The organism is Variovorax sp. GW822-FHT04A09 (assembly GCF_058801005.1).
The window spans coordinates 955272-976305 of sequence record NZ_JBXAMV010000002.1; the positions used below are offsets into that span (position 1 = coordinate 955272).

Genomic DNA, 21034 nt, shown 5'->3' on the forward strand with positions numbered 1-21034 from the left:
GACCACTTCTAAAAGAGCGGTCTTTGCGCTGAAAACCCGTCACCCTGAGAAGAAAATTGGCTGGACGCAAGCAACACTACCTGCCGCAGCATCTGCTTCGAGGCTTTGAAGCTTCGAAAGTCGGAAAGAAGACCCAAGTGGTCGTCTACAAAAAGGGCGCACGCCCGTACGTTACCTCTACCGAAGGGGTCGCATCCCAACGCGATTTCTATTCAAAACCGGGCGATGGAGTCACAGATACGTTGGACGACTTGATCACTGCTTTTGAAGGCAGCACGTTCAACCCGTTTCTCGATCAAGCCAGATTAGTGACGCCCGATGAGTTACTTAGTGCGGAGAGTGCAGCCACTGCCGTCGTTCACTTAACCGTCAGAGCCTCGCATCTGCGGGGGGCCTTTGCCCTTCTCATGCAGAAGATGCTTACACAGCTTGATGATCTCCTGAGTGATCCAGAAGTTGTCCGGAAGCTTGTAGATATTGACTCTACAAACCCTCAGTCACCTTTGTCCGAGGAAATTAAGAAGGTGTTTGATGCGCTGCCCATCGAGGTATTCCCCGAGAAGGAGAGGGCAATCCTCGAGAAGATGGCGCGCTTCAAGGCTCGTGAGAAGTTCGATGTACAGATGCGGGAGTTCACCCCAGTACTGCGCGAGCAGCTGTCAATTCTTGGGGGCGAGCTTCCAAGGATGGTCGTACGGGGTCACACCAAAGTTTTGGAGCAGTCCTTGGTGCCCGCCCCGCGACTAGAGGCGCTGCGAAGATTGCATTGGAGAGTCTTTTCCGCGGAGTCGCCGAGTCATTTCGTTCTGCCTGATTGCGCCGCCATCGCTTCCACCGTTTCGGGTCGAATTCAACCTGTTGCAATGAGTTCGGATGAGGAAATTTCTTGGGTTGCGATGCCCATCAGTGCGAGGCAGGTGCTGATCGGATACACGGGAAGTGAGCCGCCGGTGGTGTCGAATCTGAACGAGCATTTCGTCAAGTGCTCACTCGAGTTTTTTGTGAGTTCGATCTTCCATGCCGATCTGGAAGTAGCCACCTCGCATATGGGCGAACTACTGGAAGCTCTGACAGTTGATCTCATGGAAGAGAGTTTTGTCTCCGCCCGTCTCGGATACGGAGAATCGGCCACTGAGGCCAGTACCTCCAGCATTCGGATCGTTCCCGTGATCATCCATTCGAACGAGGGCAAGTCGACGGATATCAGTCAATTGATCCAGCGAATAGTCGCGCAGCAGTGTGATGTACGTGAAGCCAATCGTCTCGAGTCGATCGTTGTTACTGACGATGTCTGTATTGAGGTCGCGCGGCTCTATGGTCGGGAGCTGTCTCCATACGAAGAAGCCGTGAAAATGGGCGGAACAATCGAGCTTGTCCCCGACACGGTTCCCTCCTCATTTCGAATGTTCTTGCCGGAGCGGGTCGTGCGGACTATGGGCGCTGCGGATGTGCGAATGAGCCAATGGGCCACCGTGCTAGTCACGCATCTCTTGGGTCAGATGAGCTACTTCATCTATTGGTTTGAGCATATCGTCCCGATGAGCGAGGGGCGCGTTTTCACGCTAAGGCAACGCATTGCGTTGGAACTAACGCACCGGTTTTCTTCGCACTATTGCGGCTCCGTCAAAACCGCCCAAGCGGCGAATGAAAGCGAACTGCGGGAGGAAGACGAGCATCTGTCAGTCCATGCTGTTACCGCCGCCTTGGGGGCAATTGAAGTGGCGCGCCAGCAGTTCATCGCGCACCAGAGCGTGGATGCACTGTTGCCCGATGTAGTTCCAGCCCTTGATATTTTGTTGGGGACGCTTGCTAAGTACTGTGGACGTTACTTGTCTGACGCAGAAAGTCGGCGGCTCTCGCGGACCACTCCAACCGCCGAGTATCTTGTCCGAGTCGGACTATGGGAATGGTTGAACCTCTTCGGACCGGAACTCCACAGACACCGCAAGTCGATGGAAAGAAAATCGTCATCGATTGAGCAGGTACTGGCCCTCTCGGAGCACGTGGAGCGTGTGCTTTGGCAGTACGGCATATTCCTGTCGGACGTCGAGGATGGCAGGCTATGGGTTGATGCGTGCGATGAGGAGCACCTGGGGGCAGTCAGATCGGTTCTGAATTCATAGCTGTCGTGTCTACGCGGCCCAAAGGGATTGGGCGCGAGCGAAATTTTGTTAGTGCGCAGGCGATATGGCGGGCAGGCAAGGCGACACCGCATTGGGGCTGCCTCCTTGAGGATTTTGTTTTATCCGATTTATCGTAGTCACACTACAACAAATCGAACAAATCAAAGCCTTGCATTGTCTTGAAATTATTCGAATAATCGTAGTGTGACTACGACAAGTCGTTCAAAACTAAACTCCCTCCTGACTCGGGTCCCCGGAGGCGCGCCCGTGACCAGCGAAGACCTGGCACTCGAGGGCATCTCTGCCGATCTGGCCGTTCACTACGTGCGAGCAGGGTGGCTCCAGCGCTTGGCGCGTGGGGTGTACTGTCGGCCAGACACTCCGTTGCAGCGTGACCCGAGCCTGCTGCTGCTTCAGCGCCAGGTCCCCGGTCTTCATGTGGGCGGCAAATCCGCGCTGGACTGGCATGGCATACGCCACTACGTCTCGCAGGCACCCAAGCTTCACCTCTACGGTCTGAAGTCAGCAAAGCTGCCGGGCTGGTTCACCGACGTTTTCCCCTCGGAGTACCACCGCAAGCAGCTCTTCAGCAGTGACGCGACAGGTATGCGATACACCGGCCCCTTCGAGGGGCGTGCAGACGCGCCGAACGTTTCTGCCCCTGAGCGTGCCTTTCTGGAAATGCTGAGCGAAGTGGGCGTGCGCCAGCCGCTGGCAGAGGCACGCGAACTGGCGGAGAGCACGTATGGGTTGCGGTCTTCGGTCCTTGGTGAACTGCTGCGCCAATGCACCAACGTGAAAACGGTGCGGCTGTGCCTTCAACTCGGGCGCGATCTGTCATTGCCGTGGGCGAAGAAGCTCGACCCGGCCGACCTGCCCACGGGTGGCAATCGCCCATGGGTGGCCAAAACCAACGAGGGTCTGCTGATCCTCAAGTCATGAACAACAACTATCTCAAGACAGCGCGTCTGCTGACCCAGGTCGCTCCTTTCGTCTTTGCGGACGAAACCTTCGCGCTCAAGGGTGGCACAGCCATCAACCTTTTCGTGCGGGACATGCCGCGCCTGTCGGTCGATCTCGATCTGGTTTTTCCGGATCACACGCTGTCGCGCGATGCGGCGCTTGACCAGATCAAAGTGGCACTCGGCAAAACCGCCGATGCGCTTGGGCGCATGGGATTCCAGACGCATCTCGCAGGCGTGCCTGCAGCGGGAGAAACCAAGCTCTTTGTGAGGCGCGAGGATGCTGAGGTCAAGATCGAAGTCAACTACGTGATGCGCGGTACCGTGCGGCCGGTCGTCATGGCGGGGCTCTCGCCCAAAGCGCAGGAAGTGCTCCAGGCGGAGCTGGAGATCCCAGTGGTGTCGGTCGAGGACGTGTATGGCGGCAAGCTCGTCGCGGCCATGGACCGGCAGCACCCGCGCGATCTGTTCGACGTGATGCAACTGCTCGCAAATGAAGGCATCACAGCCGGCATCCGGCGCGCGTTCGTGGTCTACCTCGCCAGCCACAACAGGCCGATTCACGAGGTGTTGTTCCCACCGCTGCGCGACGTGACCACCGAGTTCGAAGCCAACTTTCAAGGCATGACAGCCGAGCCCGTCGAGTTGGGCGCGCTGCTCGTAGCGCGAGATCAGATGATTGCCACGCTGCACAAGGAACTCGACGCGGACGAGCGCGCCTTTCTCATGACCCTTGCGAACGGCGCTCCCGATTGGGACCGCATGGGCATCGCGCATCTCAGCGCGATGCCGGCGATTCAATGGAAGCTGAGGAACCTGGCTTCTCTGAAAGAAAAGAACCCGGCCAAGTTCGAGGAGCAGTCGCGAATGCTGGCCGAAAGATTCTCAGATCTGGCTGGCTGAGAAATCTTCGATCCAGCGCGAAGCTCAGCGCTGCGGCATATCTTTCACCGAATACCCAAGGCTCACAGTCGCATCCTCCGGAATCCCCGGCATCGTCGAATTCCAAGCCTGCCACTGCGCCCGCATCGCCTCCAGCCGCTGCGGCTCCTTCTTCCCCAGGTTCGCGCGTTCGCGCTCATCGGCCGGAATGTTGAACAGGTACTCGTTGCCGTCGACCTTCAGGTACTTCCAGTCGCCGTCGCGCATGGCTTCCTGGCCGCGGTGGTTCATGCGCCAGTGCAGAGGGCGGCGGAAGGTGTGGGTGGCGTCTTTCAGCACGGGCATGAGCGACACGCCATCGAGCGGGTACGCCGCGTCGGCCTTCACGCCGGCGGCGTCGAGCATGGTGGCCGACCAGTCCATGGTCATGCACAGCTGGGTGCTCTCGCCGCCCTTGGCGATCACCTTGGGCCAGTGCGCAATCCATGGCACGCGGATGCCGCCTTCGGTCAGGTCCATCTTGCCGCCGACGAGCGGCCAGTTGTCCGAGAAGCGCTCGCCGCCGTTGTCGCTGGTGAACACGACGAGGGTGTTGTCGGCCATGCCGTGCTTTTCGAGCGCGGCCATGATCCAGCCGATGCCCTCGTCCATGTGATGGATCATGCGGCGGTACACGTGGATGTTGCCGCCCGACAGGTCGAACAGGTTGTCCTTCACGAGCGGCGCCTTGTCGGCGTCGTCGCGGGTTTCCCACGGCCAGTGGGGGGCGGTGTAGTGCAGGCTCAGGAAGAAGGGCGCCTCTTGCGTGGCCATGCGTTCGACGTAGTCGACGGCGCGCTTGGACAGTACGTCGGTCAGGTAGCCCTCGTCGTCCTTGTGCTCTTCTTCGCCGTACCAGAGGTCGTGGCGGCCGGCCGAGTCGCAGTGGGTGAAGTAGTCGACACCGCCCGACATGGGGCCGAAGAATTCTTCATACCCCGAGCGCAGCGGGCCGAAGCTGGGCGGGTAGCCCAGGTGCCACTTGCCGATGAGCGCGGTCTTGTAGCCGCTGTCTTTCAGCAGCGAGGGCAGGGTGGGGTGCTCGGTCGGCAGGCCCAGCGTGGTGCTGCCGCGGCTGCGGCTGTTGATGGGCTCTTCGGCCGCGCCGCGCAGGCGGTACTGATACCGCGCGGTGATCATCGCGAAGCGCGTGGGCGAGCACACGGGCGAGTTCGAGTAGCCCTGCGTTAGCTTCAAACCGTTGGCGGCCAGGCCGTCGAGCACGGGCGACACGCGGCCAAAAGGCGCCTCGCGGCCACCGTAGCAGCCGAGGTCGGCATAGCCGAGGTCGTCGGCCACGATGAAGATGATGTTGGGGCGGGTGCTGCGTGTCGTCATAGATCGCTGGAGGATTTCAATCAGGGTTGGTAGCCGGACTTCTGCACGACCGGGGCCCATTGCGCCTTGTAGGCCTTGAGCATCGCGGCGGTCTGCGCCTGGGTGCTCACCACCGGCGTCATGCCGGCGTCCTTGAACTTGCGTTGGGTGTCGGGGTCTTGCATCACGGCGTGGATGGTGGTGGCCAGGCGTTCGACTTTCTCCTTGGGCATGCTGGCCGGCGCGAAGAAGGTGTTCCAGCCGGTGGCGGCGAGGTCGAGGCCGGCTTCCTTGAAGGTGGGAATATTCGGTGCGAAGGGCGAGCGCTTTTCGCCCGACAGCGCCAGGATGCGCAGCTTGCCGGCGGTGTGCTGCGGCAGCACGACGTCTTCGGTGTCGACGGCAATGGGCACCTGGCCGCCGATCAAGTCGTTCAGCAGCGGGGCGGAGCCGCGGTAGCCAATCACCTGGGTCTGCACCTTGGCCTTCTCGCCCACCATGAGGCCGAAGAAGTGCGGCAGGCTGCCGGTGGCGGGCACGCCCACGTTGGCCTGCTGCGGGTTGGCGCGCATCCATGCAAGCAAATGGTTCAGCTCGCGCACGGGCAGGGTGGGCGACACGGCCAGCGCAAAGTCGTAAGCGTTGACGTGCGACACGGGCACGAAGTCGCGCTCGGCGTCGTAGCCGTTGTCCTTGAAGACGAGGGGCGCCACCACCATCACGGCGGGGTTGGCGAGCATCAGCACGTTCTGGTTGGCGGGCGTGGCCTTGGCCTGCTGCGCGGCCAGGCGGCCGCCCGCGCCGGGCTTGTTGTCGACGATCACGGGCACGCCGAGCTGGGCCGCGAGCTTGTCGCCCACGATGCGCGCCACGCGGTCGGTGGCGCCGCCGGGCGCGTAGCCGACGACGATGCGCAGCGGGCTGTCGAGTGCGGCTTGGGCGGCCTGTGCGCGCGCGAGCGTGGGGGCGGCGATGGCCGCCACGAGGCCGGCCATGGCCAGCACGGTGGCGAGACGGCGGCGGGCCGGGTTGAAGGAAGAAGCGAAAGCGGGGAGGGCGCGCGGGGTCATGAAGGGTGTGTCCTTGGTGTCGATCGGTCGGTCAGTCATTGGCCTGGAAGTTCACGGCCTTCATGATGCCGGCCCAGCGGGCAATGTCTTCGCGCATGGTCTTCACGAGCGCCTCGGGGCCGTCGGCCACGGGGTACATGCCGTTCTGCAGCAGCAGCTGGCGCACGTCGCGGCTGTTCACGGCGCGGATGATTTCGGTGCGCAGTTTCTCGGCGGTGGCGGGCGGCGTTTTCAGCGGCGCGTAGTAGGCGAACCAGGCGGTGGCCACCACGTCCTTGTAGCCGCTCTCGACGAAGCTGGGCAGTTGCGGCATGAGCGGCGAGCGCTTGTCGCCGCTGGTGGCCAGCACCTTCACGCGGCCGGTGGGCAGCATCTGCTGCGCACCGCCGATGGTGTCGAAGTACACGGGCACGGTGCCGCCCATGACGTCCTGGCGCGCGGGTGTGGAGCCGCGGTAGGGCACGTGCACCATCTTCAGGCCGGCCGCGCGGTTGAGCATTTCGCCCAGGAAGTGCGAGGGCGTGCCGGCGCCGTACGAGCCGAAGCTCACCTTGTCGCCCTGCGCCTTGGCCCAGGTGATGAACTCGGCCAGCGTGTTGGCGGGCACGTCCTTGTGCACGGTGAGCGCCAGCTCGAAGCGCGCGGCGTTCACCAGCGGCACGAAGTCCTTGATGGGGTCGTACGACAGGTTGCGGTAGGCGCTGGGGAACATGGTCATCATGCTCGCGGTGCCCAGCAGCAGGGTGTGGCCGTCGGGCGGCGCGGTCTTCACGGCGTCCACGGCAATGCGGCCGGCCGCGCCCGAGCGGTTGTCGATGATGAGCGGGCCGAGCGAATCGCGCACCTGGTGGGCAATGGCGCGGGTCAGCACGTCCTGCGTGCCGCCGGCGGGCACGCCGATGAGCACCTTGATCGGCTGGCCGGGGGTGAAGGGAGCGGGCTGCTGCTGCGCGAACGCAAGCGGTGCGAAGGATGCAAGGGGGGCAAGGGCCAGCCCGCCAAGGGTGGTCAGGGTGCGGCGGCGGGTCGGGTCGGGAAGCTGGGGCATCGTCAATCTCTCCGGGGTCTCGTTCGGCGTTCGGCAGGGTCTGTGCGTGGCCGGGGCGGGTGGCCGCGGCTGCGGACGATTCTGGAGACGCTACATTCGATTGATCAAATCAACCATCGCCCGGATTTACCCGGCCTTTCGAGACCCCGCCCCATGACTGCCGAAGACGCCGCCACCCCGCCGCGCCGCCCGCTGGACGACCTGCTGCTGTACCGGCTGTCGCGCCTGCTCGCGGTGGCGGGCAGCATGGTCATCCGGCTGTGCGAGGGCCGCTTCGGCATCACGCGGCGCGAGTGGCGGCTGATCGCGGTGCTGGCCAGTCGGGGCGAGCTGGGTTCGTCGCAACTGGCCGAGGCTGCCCAGCTCGACCGGGCGCGCACCTCGAAGGCGGTGGGTTCGCTGGTGGCCAAGCGGCTGGTGTCGCGCACGGCGCTGGCGGGCGACCGGCGGCAGGTGCGGCTGGGCCTCACGGCGGCGGGGCAGGCGCTGTACGACGAACTCTTTCCGCTGGTGACGCGCATCAACGCCGAGCTGATGGGCACGCTCGACGCAGACGATGCCGCGCGCTTCGACGACGCGCTGCACCGGCTGCAGGCGCACGCCGAAACCATGGTGGCGCAGGCGGTGCTGCCCAAGGCCGACCGGGGGCGCCACGCGGCGGCGGCTGCGGCAGCTGCTGCAGGCAACGGCAAGAAGAACAGCACGGCGCGCAGCGGCAAGGCCGTCAGTCCACCTTCATCCCGGTCGCCTTGACGATGCGGCCGTAGCGCGCCTGCGCCGTGGCCAGGCGCGTGGTGGCGGCGGCATCGGTTTCGGCCAGCGGCACCATGTCGAGCGAGGCCAGGCGGGCCTTCAGTTCGGGCAGGGCCAGCGCCTTGTGCAGCGCCTGGCGCAGGGTCTGCATCACGGGCTCGGGCGTGGCGGCCGGCACCATGGCGAGGTAGAGCACTTCGAACTCCAGGTCTTTCAGGCCCAGCTCGCCCACGGTGGGCACCTCGGGCAGCAGCGGCGCGCGCTGGCGGCCGGTGACGGCCAGGGCCCGCAGCTTGCCGCCCTGAATCTGCGGCAGCACGCCGGGCGTGGCGACGATGCCGGCCTGCACCTCGTTGCCGAGCATGGCCATCACGGCCGGGGCGTTGCCCTTGTAGGGCACATGCACGATCTTCGCGCCCGTTGCGCTCGCGAAGATCTCGGCGGCAATGTGGCCCGGGCTGCCGTTGCCGGCCGAGCTGAAGGTGGCGGGCTCGGCCTTGGCCTGCGCGATGAAGTCGGGCAGCGTCTTGGCCTTCACCGAGGCGGCGGTGGTGAAACTCAGGCCCGACGAGCTGAAGATCATCAGCGGCTTGAGGTCCTTGGCCGCGAAGGGCATCGAGGCGTACAGGTGCGGGTTGACGGTGAAGGTGCTGTCGATGCCCAGCAGCACGGTGTAGCCGTCGGCCGCGCTCTTGGCCACGGCGTCGGCGCCGATGTTGCCGCCCGCGCCGGGGCGGTTGTCGACCACGAAGGGCTGCTTCAGGTCTTTCTGCAGCGCGTCGGCCAGCGCGCGCCCGAGGATGTCGATGGGGCCGCCGGCCGGGAAGTTGACGAGGAACTTCACGGGCTTGGCGGGGTAGCTCGCCTGGGCCTGCGCGGCCGGGGCGGCGAGGCCGAGGGTCAGCGCGGCGCAGGCGGCGGCGAGCGTGAGGCGGCGGCGCGTGCCAAAGGAAGAGGAAGGCTTCGAGGAAAAGGTCGTGGTCATGGGCTGCTTTGTCTGTCTCCGTATCCACGGCACTCTAGAAGGCTGCGCGGCGCGGCACAACTGAAGTCTCTTCCGCCAGCTATTCCCTCTGGTTATATTTGAAAGCGCGTCGCCCCAATGGCTTCGAGGAGAACCGCATGTCAGCCATGAACTTTGAGCGCCTGAAGATGCGCCACCTGCAATGCCTGGTCATGGTGGCGCAGGAGCGCAACCTGGTGCGCGCGGCCGAGGCGCTGTCGCTCACGCAGCCGGCGGTGTCGAAGACGGTGGCCGAGCTGGAAGAGATCGTGGGCCGCCAGTTGCTGCTGCGCCGCCGCCGCGGCGTGGAGCTCACACCGGCCGCCGAGGTGCTGGTGCGCCACGCGGTGTCGGCGCTGCGCGGCCTGCGCGAAGGCCTGGGCCTGGCGATGGACCAGCCCGAGGCCGACCAGCTGCGCGTGGCGGTCGGCGCCTTGCCCAACATGGCGGCGCACCTGCTGCCCGAGGCGGTCGCGCGGCTGCATGCGGCGCACCCGGCGATGCGCGTGCGCGTGGTGAGCGGCACCAATGCGCAGCTCATGACGCAGCTGCGCCAGGGCGAAATCGACCTCGTGCTCGGCCGGCTGGCGCAGGCCTCGGCCATGGCCGACCTGGCCTTCGAGCAGCTGTACAGCGAAGTGCTGCTGCTGGTGGTGCGCCCCGGCCATCCACTGGCGTCGCGGCGCAAGCCCACGCTCGACGCGCTGGCCGCCTACCCGCTGGTGCTGCCGGTGTCGGGCACGCTGATTCGGCACACGGCCGACGCCTTTCTCATCGCGCAGGGGCTGGCGCTGCCGGCCCGGCTGGTGGAGGCGACCGACACCAGCTTTGCGGTGGGCCTGCTGCAGCGCTCCGACGCGGTGTGGTTTGCGCCGCAGGGCGCGGTGGAAGGCTTCGTGGCACGCGGCGAACTCAAGCGCGTGGCCATCGACACGGCGAGCACCGAAGGCCCGGTGGGCGTGACCGTGCGGCGCGGCAGCGAGACGGGCGAGGGCGCGCGCCTGCTGCTGGACACTATCCGGGGCATTGCGGCCACACGCGCTGCCTGAAGGGTTTCTTCAGGCTTCCTTCAGAATAGATCGAGCGCTCGGTCTAATAATTTGGGCATGACCGAATTCCGCGAGAACCACCGTGCGCAAAGTTGACCCCGAACGCCAGCAGGCCAAGCGCCGCCAGATCCTGGAGGCCGCGGGCGACTGCTTTGCGCGGCGCGGCTTTCATGCCACCACCACCGCCGAGATCTGCGCCGCCGCGGGCATGAGCCCGGGCAATCTCTTTCATTACTTTCCCAGCAAGAACGCGATCATCGAGGCCCTGGCCGAAGAGGAGTGGCGCGACACGGCCGCGTACTTCGCCGCGATCGACGACGACCCGGCCGACCCGCTGGAGGTGGTGCTGTCTTTCCTCGACGTGGTGATGGTCTTTGCCTCCGACCGCAGCTACTCGCGGCTGGCGCTGGAGGTGGCCGCCGAGACCCTGCGCAACCCCGTGGTCTGCGCCAGCGTGGCCGCGGGCGACACCGAAATGCGCGACGGCCTCGCGGCCCTGCTGCGCAAGGCCGCCGCGCGCGGGCAGATCGACCCCGAGCTCGACCCCGTGCAATCGGCCAACTGGATCGCCGCGCTCATCGACGGCGTGTTCTCGCGCCTGGCACTCGACACGGGCTTCGACCCCGCGCGCGAGGCACCGATGCTGCGGCGCGTGGTGGGCCGCTTTCTCGCGAAACCGGGGCGGGGCGCATGAACCCCACTCCAGTAGCGGGCGAGCGCCAGTCGCTCGTCGATGCATTGCGCGGCTTTGCGCTCTTGGGCATCCTGGTCGTGAACATCGCGGCCTTTGCCTCGCCGTACTACGGCCAGCCGCTGCCCGATCCGATGATGCGATCGGGGCTGGACCGCGTGGCGGCCTTTGCCGTTGCCTTCCTGTTCGAGACCAAGTTCTACCTGCTGTTCTCGTTCCTGTTCGGCTACAGCTTCACGCTGCAGATGCAGTCGGCGCAGCGCAGCGGCAAGCCCTTCGTGCCGCGCCTGGCGCGCCGGCTGGTGGCGCTGTGGTGCATCGGCGCGCTGCATGCGGTGCTGCTGTTCCATGGCGACATCCTCACGACCTACGCGGTGCTCGGCGCCGTGCTGCTGGCGCTGCGCCACCAGAGCGACACCGTGCTCGCTCGGTGGGCGCTGCGGCTGGTGCTGGCGACCGCGCTGGTGTGGGGCGCCATCGGCATGCTCGCGATGCTGGGCGGCCCGGCGACCGAAGACGTTCTTCGCACCGCGAGGGCCGACGCGGCCTCGGCGCTCGCGGCCTACCGCGGCACGGCGGCGACGGTCATCCGCCAGCACCTGCGCGAGCTGTCGCAGGTGTGGATCGTGCTCGGGCTGGTGCAGGCGCCGATGGCGCTGGCGATGTTCTTCGCGGGCGTCATCGAGGGCCGCCGCAACCTGTTCGCACGGGCCGACCGCTACCGCCCGCTGTTCAAGCGCCTGCTGGTACCCGGGCTGGTGCTGGGGCTGCCGGGCGCGGCCGTGTATGCGTGGACCGCGTCCGTCGTGCCGGGCTCGCGCTGGGACGTGCTCGGCCTGGCGGTCGGCGTCTTCACCTCGCCGCTGCTCACGGCGACGTACGTGGGCGCGATGATGCTGCTGTTCCAGTCGCGCTGGGGCGGCTGGCTGGCGCAGGCGCTCGCACCGGCGGGGCGCATGGCGCTGTCGAACTACCTGCTGCAGTCGGCGGTGTGTGCGTGGCTCTTCCTGGCGTACGGGCTGCGGCTCATCGGCGAGCTCGGGCCGTTCATGAGCCTGCTGGTCGCCTTCGGCATTTTCGGCGCGCAGATGCTGGTCAGCCGCTGGTGGCTGGCACGCTTTGCGTACGGACCGGTGGAATGGGTGCTGCGCGCCTTCACCAACCTCGAATGGCCCGCCCTGCGGCGTATGCAAGGGTCACGTTGAGCGACGAGAATGCCCTCGTTCCAACGAGGAGGATGCGCCGATGAGTTCCATGGAAGACGTGTGGGCCTACCGCGAGGAGACGCTCTACCCGCGCCTGTTCGGCCCCGAGCGCACCGGCATCTACGTGCTGGATTTCGACGACTTCAAGGCGCTGGGCGCCGAAGACGTCGACCCGCGCTGGCTGCACCTGGGCGTGTTCGAGTTCGCGCCCACGCCCGTGCGCAACACCTGGCTGTACGTGACCTCGGGCGGCTCCACGCCGTGGGAAACGGAGCCGGCCGACTACGACCCCGAGGACTATTCGTGGATCGGCTCCGAACTGGTCATCGAAGTGCCCTCGCAGCCGCAGGACCAATGGGCCATCAAGCTCCTGCGCCGCCTGCTCGCCTACAACGTGCTGCTCGCGCACTCGCACTTCGGTGAAGACAAGCAGCCCTTCGACTACGGCGACCGCATTCCCGTCGGTGAAGCGATCCGCGAGAAGGGCACCGTGGCCCTGCGCCATGTGGTGCTGATGGAGCCCAAGCACTACCCCGCGACGGCGCAGCTCGATTCGGGCCGCTTCGACTTCCTGCACCTCGTCGGCATCAACGATTCCGAACGCGACTGGGCCAAGGCCCACAGCTCCGAGGCGCTGCTGCGCCTGCTCGAAGTGCATGGCGGCGCGCCTGTGACCGACGCGCGGCGCAAGGCGGTCGCTTGAGCCGCGCGAAAGGTGCGGCCACCGCCGGCGGTGCCGAGCGTTCGCACGGGCGAGCGCTCGAGCTGGCCGAGTCGCTCGGCGCGATGGGCCCCATCGAGGTCAAGCGCTTCTTCGGCGGCTTCGGCCTCGTGCAGGCCGGCGTGCAGTTCGCCTTCGTGATGAAGGGCACGCTGTACCTGCGCGTCGACGACGCCACCCGGCCGGACTTCGAGCGCCTGGGCGCGGTGCCGTTCTCGTACGCGACCAGCGCCTCGACCGTGAAGGTCGCGAGCTACTACGAGGCGCCGGTCGATGCGCTCGAAGACCCGCACGCCTTGCGCGACTGGGCGACGAAGGCGCTGGCGAGCGCGCTGGGTGCGCGCAAGCCTGCGCGCCGCAAGCCGGCCAGTTGATTCGTCAGCGCGACAACAGCGTCGACAGCTGAAACACCGCAAACCCCAGCAGCAACGCACCCGACAGCTTGTTGATGCCCTGCAGCACGCGCGCGCCGAGCTTGTGCCGCACCATCGACACGATGCTCGACAGCCCCAGCCACCACAGCGCCGAGCCGAGGAACACGCCTGCCACCATCGTGAGCGCCGCACCGCTGCCGCTGCCCACATGGCCGCTGCCGAGCGAGGCGAACACCGCGACGAACGACAGGATCGTCATCGGGTTGGCCAGCGTGAGCACGAACACCGACAGCAGCGCCCTCACCGGCGTGGCCGCGTCTTCCGCGGCCCGAGCCTGCGTGGCCGCCGGCGCGCGCAGCAGCTGCACGCCTATCCACGCAAGAAACGCCGCGCCACCGAGCGCCAGCGGCACGCGCGCCGCGACCATCGTCGACACCACGGCCGACACGCCGAAGGCACCGATCGCGCCGTAGCAGGCATCGGCCAGCGCGGCGCCCAGGCCGCTGAGAAAGCCGATCGTGCGGCCATGCGCGAGCGTGCGTTGGATGCACAGCAGGCCGATGGGGCCCACGGGTGCGGCGATCGAGAGCCCGATGACGAGGGCCTTGAGAAAGAGAGGGAAGTCCATGCCATCGATTGTTCGGCGAGGCGTGCATGGCGAGAATGGCGAAATTCAGGCGCGCGGCATGCCTTGCCTGAAATCGGAAGCGAAATTCTCAATCGGGCCTGAAATCCATGGAAATCGACGCCAAGAACTGGCAGATCCTCGACGTGTTGCAGCAGGACGCGCGCACCTCGCTCACGGCGCTCGCGCGGCAGGTGGCGCTGTCGGTGCCGTCCACCTCCGAGCGCGTGAAGCGCCTCGAAGAGGCCGGCGTCATCGAGGGCTACCGCGCGGTGGTGCCGCCGCGCAAGGCAGGCTACACCGTCACCGCGCTCGTCGGCATCACCACCGCGCAACCCGACAAGGCCCGGCTGCTGAAGCTGCTCGGCAGCCGGCGCGAAGTGCTCGAATGTTTTCACGTCACGGGGCAGGACTCGTACGTGCTGAAGGTGGTCGCGCGCGACATCGAACACCTCGAGTCGTTCGTGAGCAGCATCAACCACCTGGGCGAGACGCGCACCTCGATCGTGATGTCGGTGCCGATCGCGGCGCGCGCGGTGGCGGCGCCGGCGGGCACCGTGCCTGACTGAGGCGCGCTTCTCTCGCCCCAAAAAAATGGTCCGCACAAAGGCGGACCGAATGGACCCGCCTGACGGGCTCCTGGAGAAACGGAACATCCGCGGGCGCAGGGCCGCCCGCGGTCATTCACTCACTTGCTTGCTTCTTTGCGCGTGACAGTCTTCCCTGATCAGAACGAGTGGCGCAGCCCGACGTCGTAGCCCGTCGAGGTCTTGGGCACGAACACCCCAGTGTTCACGAAGGCGGGGCCGCCGACCGTGAGCGCCGCGCCGTTCTTGTTGCTGATGCGCGCGACGGTGGCGTACAGGGCGGTGCGCTTGGACAGGTTGTGGATGTAGCCGATGGCCAGCTTGTTGGCCTTGGGGTCGGCGACCGACGGCGTGAACGGCAGGTTGACGGTGTTGAGGTCGTACTTGACCTGCGAGTACGAGGCGCGGATCAGGCCCGGGCCGACGGGCGCAGTCACGCCGATCAGGTAGCCCGTGAGGTCGACGTCCGGCACGCCACCGGCCAGCGGCGTGACCGCGTAATCGCGCGTTTTCTTGATTCGCGACAATTCGCCGAACAGCTTGACTACGCCGAAATCGTAGGAGCTGCCGAGATTGAAGGTCTTGACGTTGTCGGTGGTGCCCGCATAGAAATTGTCGGCCGCCGTGCTGTTGCCATACGACACGGCCACGTCGAACGGGCCATTGGCATAACCGACACGCCCTCCCAAGTAACGCCCCGCGCGCGATGCGACCGAATTGCCAGAATTGAGCGCGCCCGCCGCATTGACGCCGGGCGGCGTTGCCGTGCCTGGGTCGTATTTGGTGTTTTCATGCAGCGCGTACATGAATTGGCCATAAAAGCCGCCGAGATTCTTCGGCAGGAAATAGCCGATCGAATTGCTGGCGCGGTTGTAATTGAGGTCGCCGCCGAAACCGCCCGAGCCGCCGCCGGCATTCGTGTTGGCGGCGGTGAAGATCAGGCTGCGGCCCACGCCGACGATGCCGAAGGGGTCGAACACGATGTCGTTCCAGGCGGTGGGCACGTAGTCGCGGCCCAGGCGCAGTTCACCGAAGCCGCCCGACAGGCTGACCGTGGAACGGCGCTGGAAGGTGGTGATGCCGGTCTTGCCGTCGTCGGGGCTGATCGGCGCCTCGAGCCAGAAGCTGGCCGCGAGCCCGCCGCCCAGGTCCTCGGTGCCGCGAAAACCCAGTCGGCTCGTGGAATAGCCGCCCGAGCTCAGCGCGGTCTGGCTCGCGGTGCGCGTGCCCTGGTTCACGTAGAACGGGTTGAACAGCGTGGCGCCGTTCATGTCCTGCGATTTGGACGAGTAATTGCTGATGCCCGTGTCCACCACGCCGAACAGCGTGACGGAAGACTGCGCATTGGCGAACCCGACACCGAACAGTGCGGCGGCCGTGAGGAATTGTCTTTTCATTGTTGCCCTTGAATTGAATATGAAATTCATCGCTCCCACGCACCGCGTGGGAGCTCCGGTTCGGCATGCGGAAATAAATTCAATTGATTTCTTCTGCCTTCCGCATGGTTCATGCGTCTGGGCAAATCATATCGATCGATTGCGACAGGAAAAGACCGAAACCGCCTTTTTCAATTACGTTTTCCGTGCAGCCGGGTTACGAATTGGAAAGCTCCGCTTGCCGCTTGCAGGGAATTGATGAATTGGTCTTCATCCTGTCGTTTTTGTAATTGAACCGTTCGCGCGGCGACGGTCCGAATTTCTAGCGTGTCGGCATGGCGAAGCAAAACCGCCATCGCCGAAGCGGGTGGTCCTCTTCGGCGTTCAACGAAGGAGATGACACATGACGAACAGGAAGATGGCCTTTGCGCTGGCGGCGATGGCCGCCGCAGCGCTCCCGCTGATGGCCGGCGCGCAAACCAGCCAGCAGCACGTCGAGGGGCCGGCGCATTTCGCGGCGACCGAAGCCGGCATCAAGGAGCACCCCGAAAACGCCGGCCCGGGCAAGACCGACGCCCAGGTGGTGGCCGAACTGCGCGCCGCGCAGCAAAGCCCCGAGTGGGCCGGCGTGCTGCGCTGGGGCGCCCCGATCCCCGTGAAGGCCACGCAACCGCGCACGCGCGCGGAGGTGGTGGCCGAGCTGGAACGCGCGCAGTCGCAACCGGGCTGGGAGCGCGCCTCGCGGCTGGGGGCGCCGATGGTGCTGCCTGCGGCGGCGCCTGCGCGGTAGGGGAGAAGAAAGAAGACGGCGGCGGGAGCTTCAGCCCGCCGTCGCGCCCTGCATCACCGCCGGCTGCCCCATCGCCGGATCGTTGCCCTCGAAGCGCATCTTCGGCAGGAACTGCGGGTACTCGCGCTGCATGAAGTCGATGACGCCTTCGCGCACGTAGCAGCGCAGGTCGAAGGCCAGGCCGGAGGTGGCGGCGGTGCAGAGCACGCGGACCTGCATGGTGCGTTCGGTGGCGTCGGTCACGCGCAGGTTGAAGAAGCGGCCGTCCCACTCGGGCGCGGCCTTCACGAGGCGCTCGACCTCGGCGCGCAGCGGCGCCAGCGGCGTGCCGTAGTCCAGGTAGAAGAAGACCGAGCCGAGCAGTTCGGCCGAGTGGCGGGTCCAGTTCTGGAACGGCTTCTCGATGAAGTAGGTGAGCGGCAGGATGAGGCGCCGGTCGTCCCAGATGCGCACGACCACGAAGGTGCCGGTGATTTCCTCGACGCGGCCCCATTCGCCCTCGACCACGAGCACGTCGTCGATGCGGATCGGCTGCGACAGCGCGATCTGCAGGCCGGCGATGAGGTTGCTGAAGACGGGCTTGGCCGCCAGGCCCGCCACGATGCCGATCACGCCGGCCGAGGCCAGCAGGCTGGCGCCGACCTGGCGCGCGCCCGGGAAGGTCATGAGCATCATGGCGCCGCCGGCCACGACGACGACCGACATGGCGGTGCGCGCGAGCACGCGGGTCTGCGTGAGCACGCGGCGCGCCTGCAGGTTGTCGGAGATGTCCGAAGGGTGCTGCGCGAGCACGCCGTCGGCAAAGCCGCTGATGGCCTTGAGCACGAACCAGGTGCTGGCCGCGATGAGCAGCAGCCCCGTGAGATGCCGCACGCTGCCGATGAAGCGCAGGTCGTCCGGCGCCGCCTGCCACACCATCATGAGCGCCGCCAGCGGCAGCACCAGCCGCGCGGGGGCGGTGCAGTTGACCACCATCGCATGCACGGCGGGCGCCGGGCGGGTGATCCGCCTGAGGACCATGCCCCCGATGCGGTGGGCGAGAAGGGCGAGGGGCGCGGCGATCAGGGCGGCAATCCAGGTGCCGAACCAGGGGTGTGCGAGGAGCTCTTGGGTCATCAGGCGGGGGTGGTCTTTGCTTCTGGGGTGTTGTCGTTCAGTGGTTGAAGAATGCGCGCTGCGTCGTCGCGCAGCTGCGTGGCGAGCGCCGTGGCCAGGTCGAGCCGGCGCACCAGCCAGGGGCTGATGTCGTTGTCGAACGGGTCAGGCAGTGGAATGGGGCCGCCGACGGTGGTGGCCCCCGTGCTCTCGGGGTGAGAGGGCCCTGCGATCGGAATGGTTCCCAGGGCGGCCTCGATGCGTTGCGCGGTGCGCACGAGCGGGCCTTCGATGTCGCCCGGCGTGAGGCGGTCGCGCCGCAGCACGAGCATCGACTTCACGGCGCTGAGCTGCGCGAGCAGCTGGTAGCTGTGGGCCTGCAGATGCTCCAGCGGTTCGAGTGGCGGCTGCACGGCGCGCGGTTCGGAGAGCGAACGCTGCGTGGCCTGCACCAGCGCCGAGAGGCTGTCGTAGGCCTCGCGGCGCGCGAGCCGCCACTCGAGCTCGGGGCTGCTCTGGATGGCCTGCAACTGGCCCAGGCCGAGTGCGAGCCGCGCATGGCGCGCCTGCGCGGTGAGCACGCGCGCCACCAGCGCCGGAATCTGCGTGCGCTCCCACGAGGGCAGCACATAGCAGAAGCCCCAGGCCAGCGCGGCGCCGATGAGCGTGTCGGCGATGCGCTCGAACAGCGCAAAGATGGGCGCGGTGCCGGTGTTCAGCATGTGGGCCTGCAGCAGGCCCAGCACGGTGGCGGCCACGGCGGTGACGAGGTAGCGCCGCACCGCGAAGCTGTGGGCGATGGCCTGCGCGATGGTCACGGTCACGAGCAGCATCAGCGGCGAGGGGTGTGCCGACAGCAGGCCCACCGCGAGCACGCAGCCCAGCAGCGTGCCGGCGACGCGGCTGTTGCGCCGCTCCAGCGTCTGCGAGAGGCTGCCGCGCAGCACGACCACGATGGTCAGCAGGATCCAGTAGTCGTGCGAGCCCCAGGGCATCGACACCGCGATGCCGTAGCCGGCCGCGATGGCCAGCGCCGCGCGAATGGCGTGGCGCAGCGGCGGCGCGTCCCAGCGCCACAGCGCGAGGAAGGGGCGCAGCGACCAGTCGGTCGGGCTCACGAAGAGCTGCCAGTTGGCGCGCACCACGGCCAGGTTGGGCTCGGCGTCGCCGCGCGCCATGGCCGCCAGGCGCAGCACCTCGTCGTTGATGTGGCCGATGCGGCTGGCCAGCCCGCGCGCGAGCATGGCGGCCGAGGGGCCCATCTGACCGTGCGTGTCCTCGTCGTCCGCCGTCACGTGGATGGCGGCCAGGCGCGGCCGGCGGTCGGCCACGGCGGCGGGGTGGCGACGCATGAGCAGCGCATCGGCCAGGCCGGTCGTTTCGTCGGCCAGCTCTTCGAGGATGCGGCGCATCTCGACCAGCGCCTGCGCGTGCGACGGATGGGCGCGCAGGGCGTCGAGGTCGAGCTCGCTGGCGAGCAGCTGGTCGCGCATCTCGAGCACGATGACGAGCATGCCGGCCAGGCGCTGGCGGCGCGGCGTGCGCGGCGACTCGAGCACGATGTCGCGCGTGGCCTGCAGCTGGTCGGCCAGCGCGGCCTGCTCGCGCAGCAGCTGGCCCAGCAGCGAGGCGGGGGTGTCGCGGATGTCGCGGGTCTCGTCCTGCGGCGTGAACTGGCTGGCCTCGGTGCGCATGAGCGCGGCCAGCGAAAACAGCACGTCGGCGATCGACTGCGTGCGAAAGCGCCCGTTGAGCAGCAGGTTGGCCAGCGTGGCCCACACCACGTACAGGCCGGCGCCCAGGCCGAATTCGGTGGTGCGCGCGATGGCGTCCGACAGCCCGGCGGGCGCGGGCGTGGCCATGGAGAAGACCATCGAGAACATCACTGCGATGGCGATGGGAATGCCGCGCTTGCCCCAGGCCATGGCCACGAAGGCCATGAAGGTGGCGGGCACCAGCAGCAGCCCGAGGCGGATCGGTGCGCCGTGCAGCATCTGCACCGCGAAGAACAGCGGCAGGCCGATGAGCGGCGCCGGCAGCATCTGCAAAAACTTGCCGCGGCGCGGGCCGGGCAGGTCGGGCGGCGCCGTGACGATCACGCCGGTGGCGGCGGCCGAAGCGGCCAGGGTGCCCAGCCACAGGTGCACCCCGCCCGAGATCACGAGCAGGCCGAGCGCGACGGTGAGCCCGCTCGCGACGTAGTGGCTCAGCGCAATGCGCAACGCCGCGCGAACCCGCGAGGCGGCGCCCGGCCCCGTCATCACTTGGCGGAGGCGTCGCCCTCGGCGGGCGCCTCGCGCTTGATGCGGGTGAGCTTGCGCGGGGCGGCCGGCGCGGCGGGGGCTGCGGCGGCCGGGGCTTCGGCGCTGCCGTCGAGCGGGGCGGCCGTGGCTTCGGTCACGGTGCTGCGGGCGTACAGGTCGACCGAGGCGTCGGCGGGGCTCGACCTGGTCGAGGCCGACACGGCGCGCACGCGGTCGCTGGCGCGCAGCTTGTCGTCCACGTTGGCGAACTTGGAGTACTTGGCGAGCAGCGGCACCAGCTGGCCGTACACGCGCGGGGCGCCGGCCAGGCATTCGCGCTGGTCGAGGAACTCGGGCTCGCCGGTGAAGTTGCCAATGAGGCCGCCGGCCTCGGTCACCAGCAGCGAGCCGGCGGCCACGTCCCAGGGGTTCAGGCCGGTTTCGAAGAAGCCGTCGGTGAAGCCGGCGGCCACGTAAGCCAGGTCGAGCGCGGCGGCACCGGGGCGGCGCAGGCCGGCCATGCGGGGCATCATGTCGGCCATGATGGCCAGGTACTGCTTGAAGTTGTCGCCGGTGCGGAACGGGAAGCCGGTGGAAATGAGGCACTCGCTGAGCTTCACGCGCTTGGACACGCGGATGCGGCGCTCGTTCATGTAGGCGCCGCGGCCCTTGGTGGCCGTGAACAGGTCGTTGCGCGACGGGTCGAAAACGACCGCCTGCTCGATCTTGCCGCGCACCGACAGCGCGATCGACACGCAGTAGACCGGGAAGCCGTGGATGAAGTTGGTGGTGCCGTCGAGCGGATCGATGATCCAGACGAATTCGGAGTCTTTGGCACCGTATTCGGTGCCCGATTCTTCGGCCAGGATGCCGTGCCCCGGGTACGCGCCCAGCAAGGTCTCGATGATGACCTTCTCGCTGGCGTGATCGACTTCGGTGACGAAGTCGTTGACCTGCTTCTGGGAGATGCGCACGGCCTCGACGTCGAGGGCGGCGCGATTGATGATGGCGCCGGCGGCGCGTGCGGCCTTGACGGCCACATTGAGCATGGGATGCAGGTTGGGGGACGACATTCTGGATT

At 66.9% G+C, this 21034-nt stretch carries 20 protein-coding genes; 11 read left to right on the forward strand and 9 right to left on the reverse strand.

Features of this window, described 5'->3' with window-relative positions:
* Positions 1 to 56: 56 nt before the first annotated feature.
* The 3 genes from AC1RLW_RS15550 (at position 57) to AC1RLW_RS15560 (ending at position 3988) form a co-directional block, all read left to right on the forward strand.
* Complete coding sequence (locus AC1RLW_RS15550; RefSeq protein WP_493193790.1) at positions 57 to 2123, forward strand: DUF4238 domain-containing protein; 2067 nt, start codon at positions 57 to 59, stop codon at positions 2121 to 2123.
* Positions 2124 to 2327: 204 nt separating this feature from the next.
* Entirely contained in the window at positions 2328 to 3065 is a 738-nt protein-coding gene (locus AC1RLW_RS15555) for a type IV toxin-antitoxin system AbiEi family antitoxin domain-containing protein (RefSeq protein WP_493193791.1), read from the forward strand.
* Positions 3062 to 3988: a nucleotidyl transferase AbiEii/AbiGii toxin family protein gene (locus AC1RLW_RS15560; protein ID WP_493193792.1), complete on the forward strand. Its 927-nt coding sequence runs from the start codon at positions 3062 to 3064 to the stop codon at positions 3986 to 3988. The genes AC1RLW_RS15555 and AC1RLW_RS15560 overlap by 4 nt, the downstream gene beginning before the upstream one ends.
* A 24-nt stretch (positions 3989 to 4012) precedes the next feature.
* Here the strand turns inward: AC1RLW_RS15560 and AC1RLW_RS15565 are convergent, their stop codons facing one another.
* The 3 genes from AC1RLW_RS15565 to AC1RLW_RS15575 form a co-directional block, all read right to left on the reverse strand.
* Positions 4013 to 5344 carry a sulfatase family protein gene (locus tag AC1RLW_RS15565; RefSeq protein ID WP_493193793.1) on the reverse strand — a complete coding sequence of 444 codons (1332 nt, stop codon included), beginning with the start codon at positions 5342 to 5344 and terminating at the stop codon, positions 4013 to 4015.
* Positions 5345 to 5364: 20 nt separating this feature from the next.
* Positions 5365 to 6318, reverse strand: a complete 954-nt coding sequence (locus AC1RLW_RS15570; RefSeq protein WP_307589085.1) for a Bug family tripartite tricarboxylate transporter substrate binding protein — start codon at positions 6316 to 6318, stop codon at positions 5365 to 5367.
* Between the two features lie 106 nt (positions 6319 to 6424).
* Positions 6425 to 7441 carry a Bug family tripartite tricarboxylate transporter substrate binding protein gene (locus AC1RLW_RS15575; RefSeq protein ID WP_493193795.1) on the reverse strand — a complete coding sequence of 339 codons (1017 nt, stop codon included), beginning with the start codon at positions 7439 to 7441 and terminating at the stop codon, positions 6425 to 6427.
* Between the two features lie 153 nt (positions 7442 to 7594).
* Between AC1RLW_RS15575 and AC1RLW_RS15580 the strand changes: the two genes are divergently transcribed.
* Positions 7595 to 8194 carry a MarR family winged helix-turn-helix transcriptional regulator gene (locus AC1RLW_RS15580; protein WP_493193797.1) on the forward strand — a complete coding sequence of 200 codons (600 nt, stop codon included), beginning with the start codon at positions 7595 to 7597 and terminating at the stop codon, positions 8192 to 8194.
* On the opposite strand, the gene AC1RLW_RS15585 is transcribed toward AC1RLW_RS15580, so the two are convergent.
* Complete coding sequence (locus tag AC1RLW_RS15585) at positions 8166 to 9179, reverse strand: tripartite tricarboxylate transporter substrate binding protein (protein WP_493193798.1); 1014 nt, start codon at positions 9177 to 9179, stop codon at positions 8166 to 8168. The genes AC1RLW_RS15580 and AC1RLW_RS15585 overlap by 29 nt on opposite strands.
* 137 nt (positions 9180 to 9316) lie before the next feature.
* Between AC1RLW_RS15585 and pcaQ the strand changes: the two genes are divergently transcribed.
* The 5 genes from pcaQ to AC1RLW_RS15610 all read left to right on the forward strand — a co-directional run bounded on the left by pcaQ (position 9317) and on the right by AC1RLW_RS15610 (position 13237).
* Complete coding sequence (gene pcaQ / locus AC1RLW_RS15590; RefSeq protein WP_062479169.1) at positions 9317 to 10246, forward strand: pca operon transcription factor PcaQ; 930 nt, start codon at positions 9317 to 9319, stop codon at positions 10244 to 10246.
* Between the two features lie 82 nt (positions 10247 to 10328).
* A complete protein-coding gene (locus AC1RLW_RS15595) occupies positions 10329 to 10940 on the forward strand; it encodes a TetR/AcrR family transcriptional regulator (RefSeq protein WP_307638635.1) in 612 nt (203 codons plus the stop codon).
* Positions 10937 to 12142 carry a DUF418 domain-containing protein gene (locus tag AC1RLW_RS15600; RefSeq protein ID WP_493193800.1) on the forward strand — a complete coding sequence of 402 codons (1206 nt, stop codon included), beginning with the start codon at positions 10937 to 10939 and terminating at the stop codon, positions 12140 to 12142. Before AC1RLW_RS15595 ends, AC1RLW_RS15600 begins: the two co-directional genes overlap by 4 nt.
* Before the next feature lie 40 nt (positions 12143 to 12182).
* A complete protein-coding gene (locus AC1RLW_RS15605; protein ID WP_492736423.1) occupies positions 12183 to 12845 on the forward strand; it encodes a suppressor of fused domain protein in 663 nt (220 codons plus the stop codon).
* Positions 12846 to 12928: 83 nt separating this feature from the next.
* Entirely contained in the window at positions 12929 to 13237 is a 309-nt protein-coding gene (locus AC1RLW_RS15610) for a TfoX/Sxy family protein (protein ID WP_447748789.1), read from the forward strand.
* A gap of 4 nt (positions 13238 to 13241) precedes the next feature.
* Here AC1RLW_RS15610 and AC1RLW_RS15615 read toward each other — a convergent pair whose 3' ends face one another.
* Positions 13242 to 13865: a LysE family translocator gene (locus AC1RLW_RS15615; protein WP_493193802.1), complete on the reverse strand. Its 624-nt coding sequence runs from the start codon at positions 13863 to 13865 to the stop codon at positions 13242 to 13244.
* A 107-nt stretch (positions 13866 to 13972) separates the two neighbouring features.
* On the opposite strand from AC1RLW_RS15615, the gene AC1RLW_RS15620 reads away from it, so the two are divergent.
* Positions 13973 to 14431, forward strand: a complete 459-nt coding sequence (locus AC1RLW_RS15620) for an Lrp/AsnC family transcriptional regulator (RefSeq protein WP_095746119.1) — start codon at positions 13973 to 13975, stop codon at positions 14429 to 14431.
* 158 nt (positions 14432 to 14589) lie between these two features.
* Here AC1RLW_RS15620 and AC1RLW_RS15625 read toward each other — a convergent pair whose 3' ends face one another.
* Complete coding sequence (locus tag AC1RLW_RS15625) at positions 14590 to 15846, reverse strand: porin (protein ID WP_493193803.1); 1257 nt, start codon at positions 15844 to 15846, stop codon at positions 14590 to 14592.
* 382 nt (positions 15847 to 16228) lie between these two features.
* Between AC1RLW_RS15625 and AC1RLW_RS15630 the strand changes: the two genes are divergently transcribed.
* A complete protein-coding gene (locus tag AC1RLW_RS15630; RefSeq protein WP_062479149.1) occupies positions 16229 to 16615 on the forward strand; it encodes a hypothetical protein in 387 nt (128 codons plus the stop codon).
* Between the two features lie 30 nt (positions 16616 to 16645).
* Here AC1RLW_RS15630 and AC1RLW_RS15635 read toward each other — a convergent pair whose 3' ends face one another.
* From AC1RLW_RS15635 to AC1RLW_RS15645, 3 genes are read right to left on the reverse strand one after another with little or no spacing between them, the layout of a single operon-like run.
* On the reverse strand, positions 16646 to 17731 hold the full coding sequence (locus AC1RLW_RS15635) for a mechanosensitive ion channel family protein (protein WP_447745915.1): 1086 nt from the start codon (positions 17729 to 17731) through the stop codon (positions 16646 to 16648).
* Positions 17731 to 19971: an FUSC family protein gene (locus AC1RLW_RS15640; RefSeq protein ID WP_095746115.1), complete on the reverse strand. Its 2241-nt coding sequence runs from the start codon at positions 19969 to 19971 to the stop codon at positions 17731 to 17733. Before AC1RLW_RS15640 ends, AC1RLW_RS15635 begins: the two co-directional genes overlap by 1 nt.
* The gene (locus AC1RLW_RS15645; RefSeq protein WP_095746114.1) at positions 19971 to 21026 is read right to left on the reverse strand and encodes an inositol monophosphatase family protein; all 1056 of its coding nucleotides are present in this window, start codon (positions 21024 to 21026) and stop codon (positions 19971 to 19973) included. The genes AC1RLW_RS15640 and AC1RLW_RS15645 overlap by 1 nt, the downstream gene beginning before the upstream one ends.
* Positions 21027 to 21034: the final 8 nt, after the last annotated feature.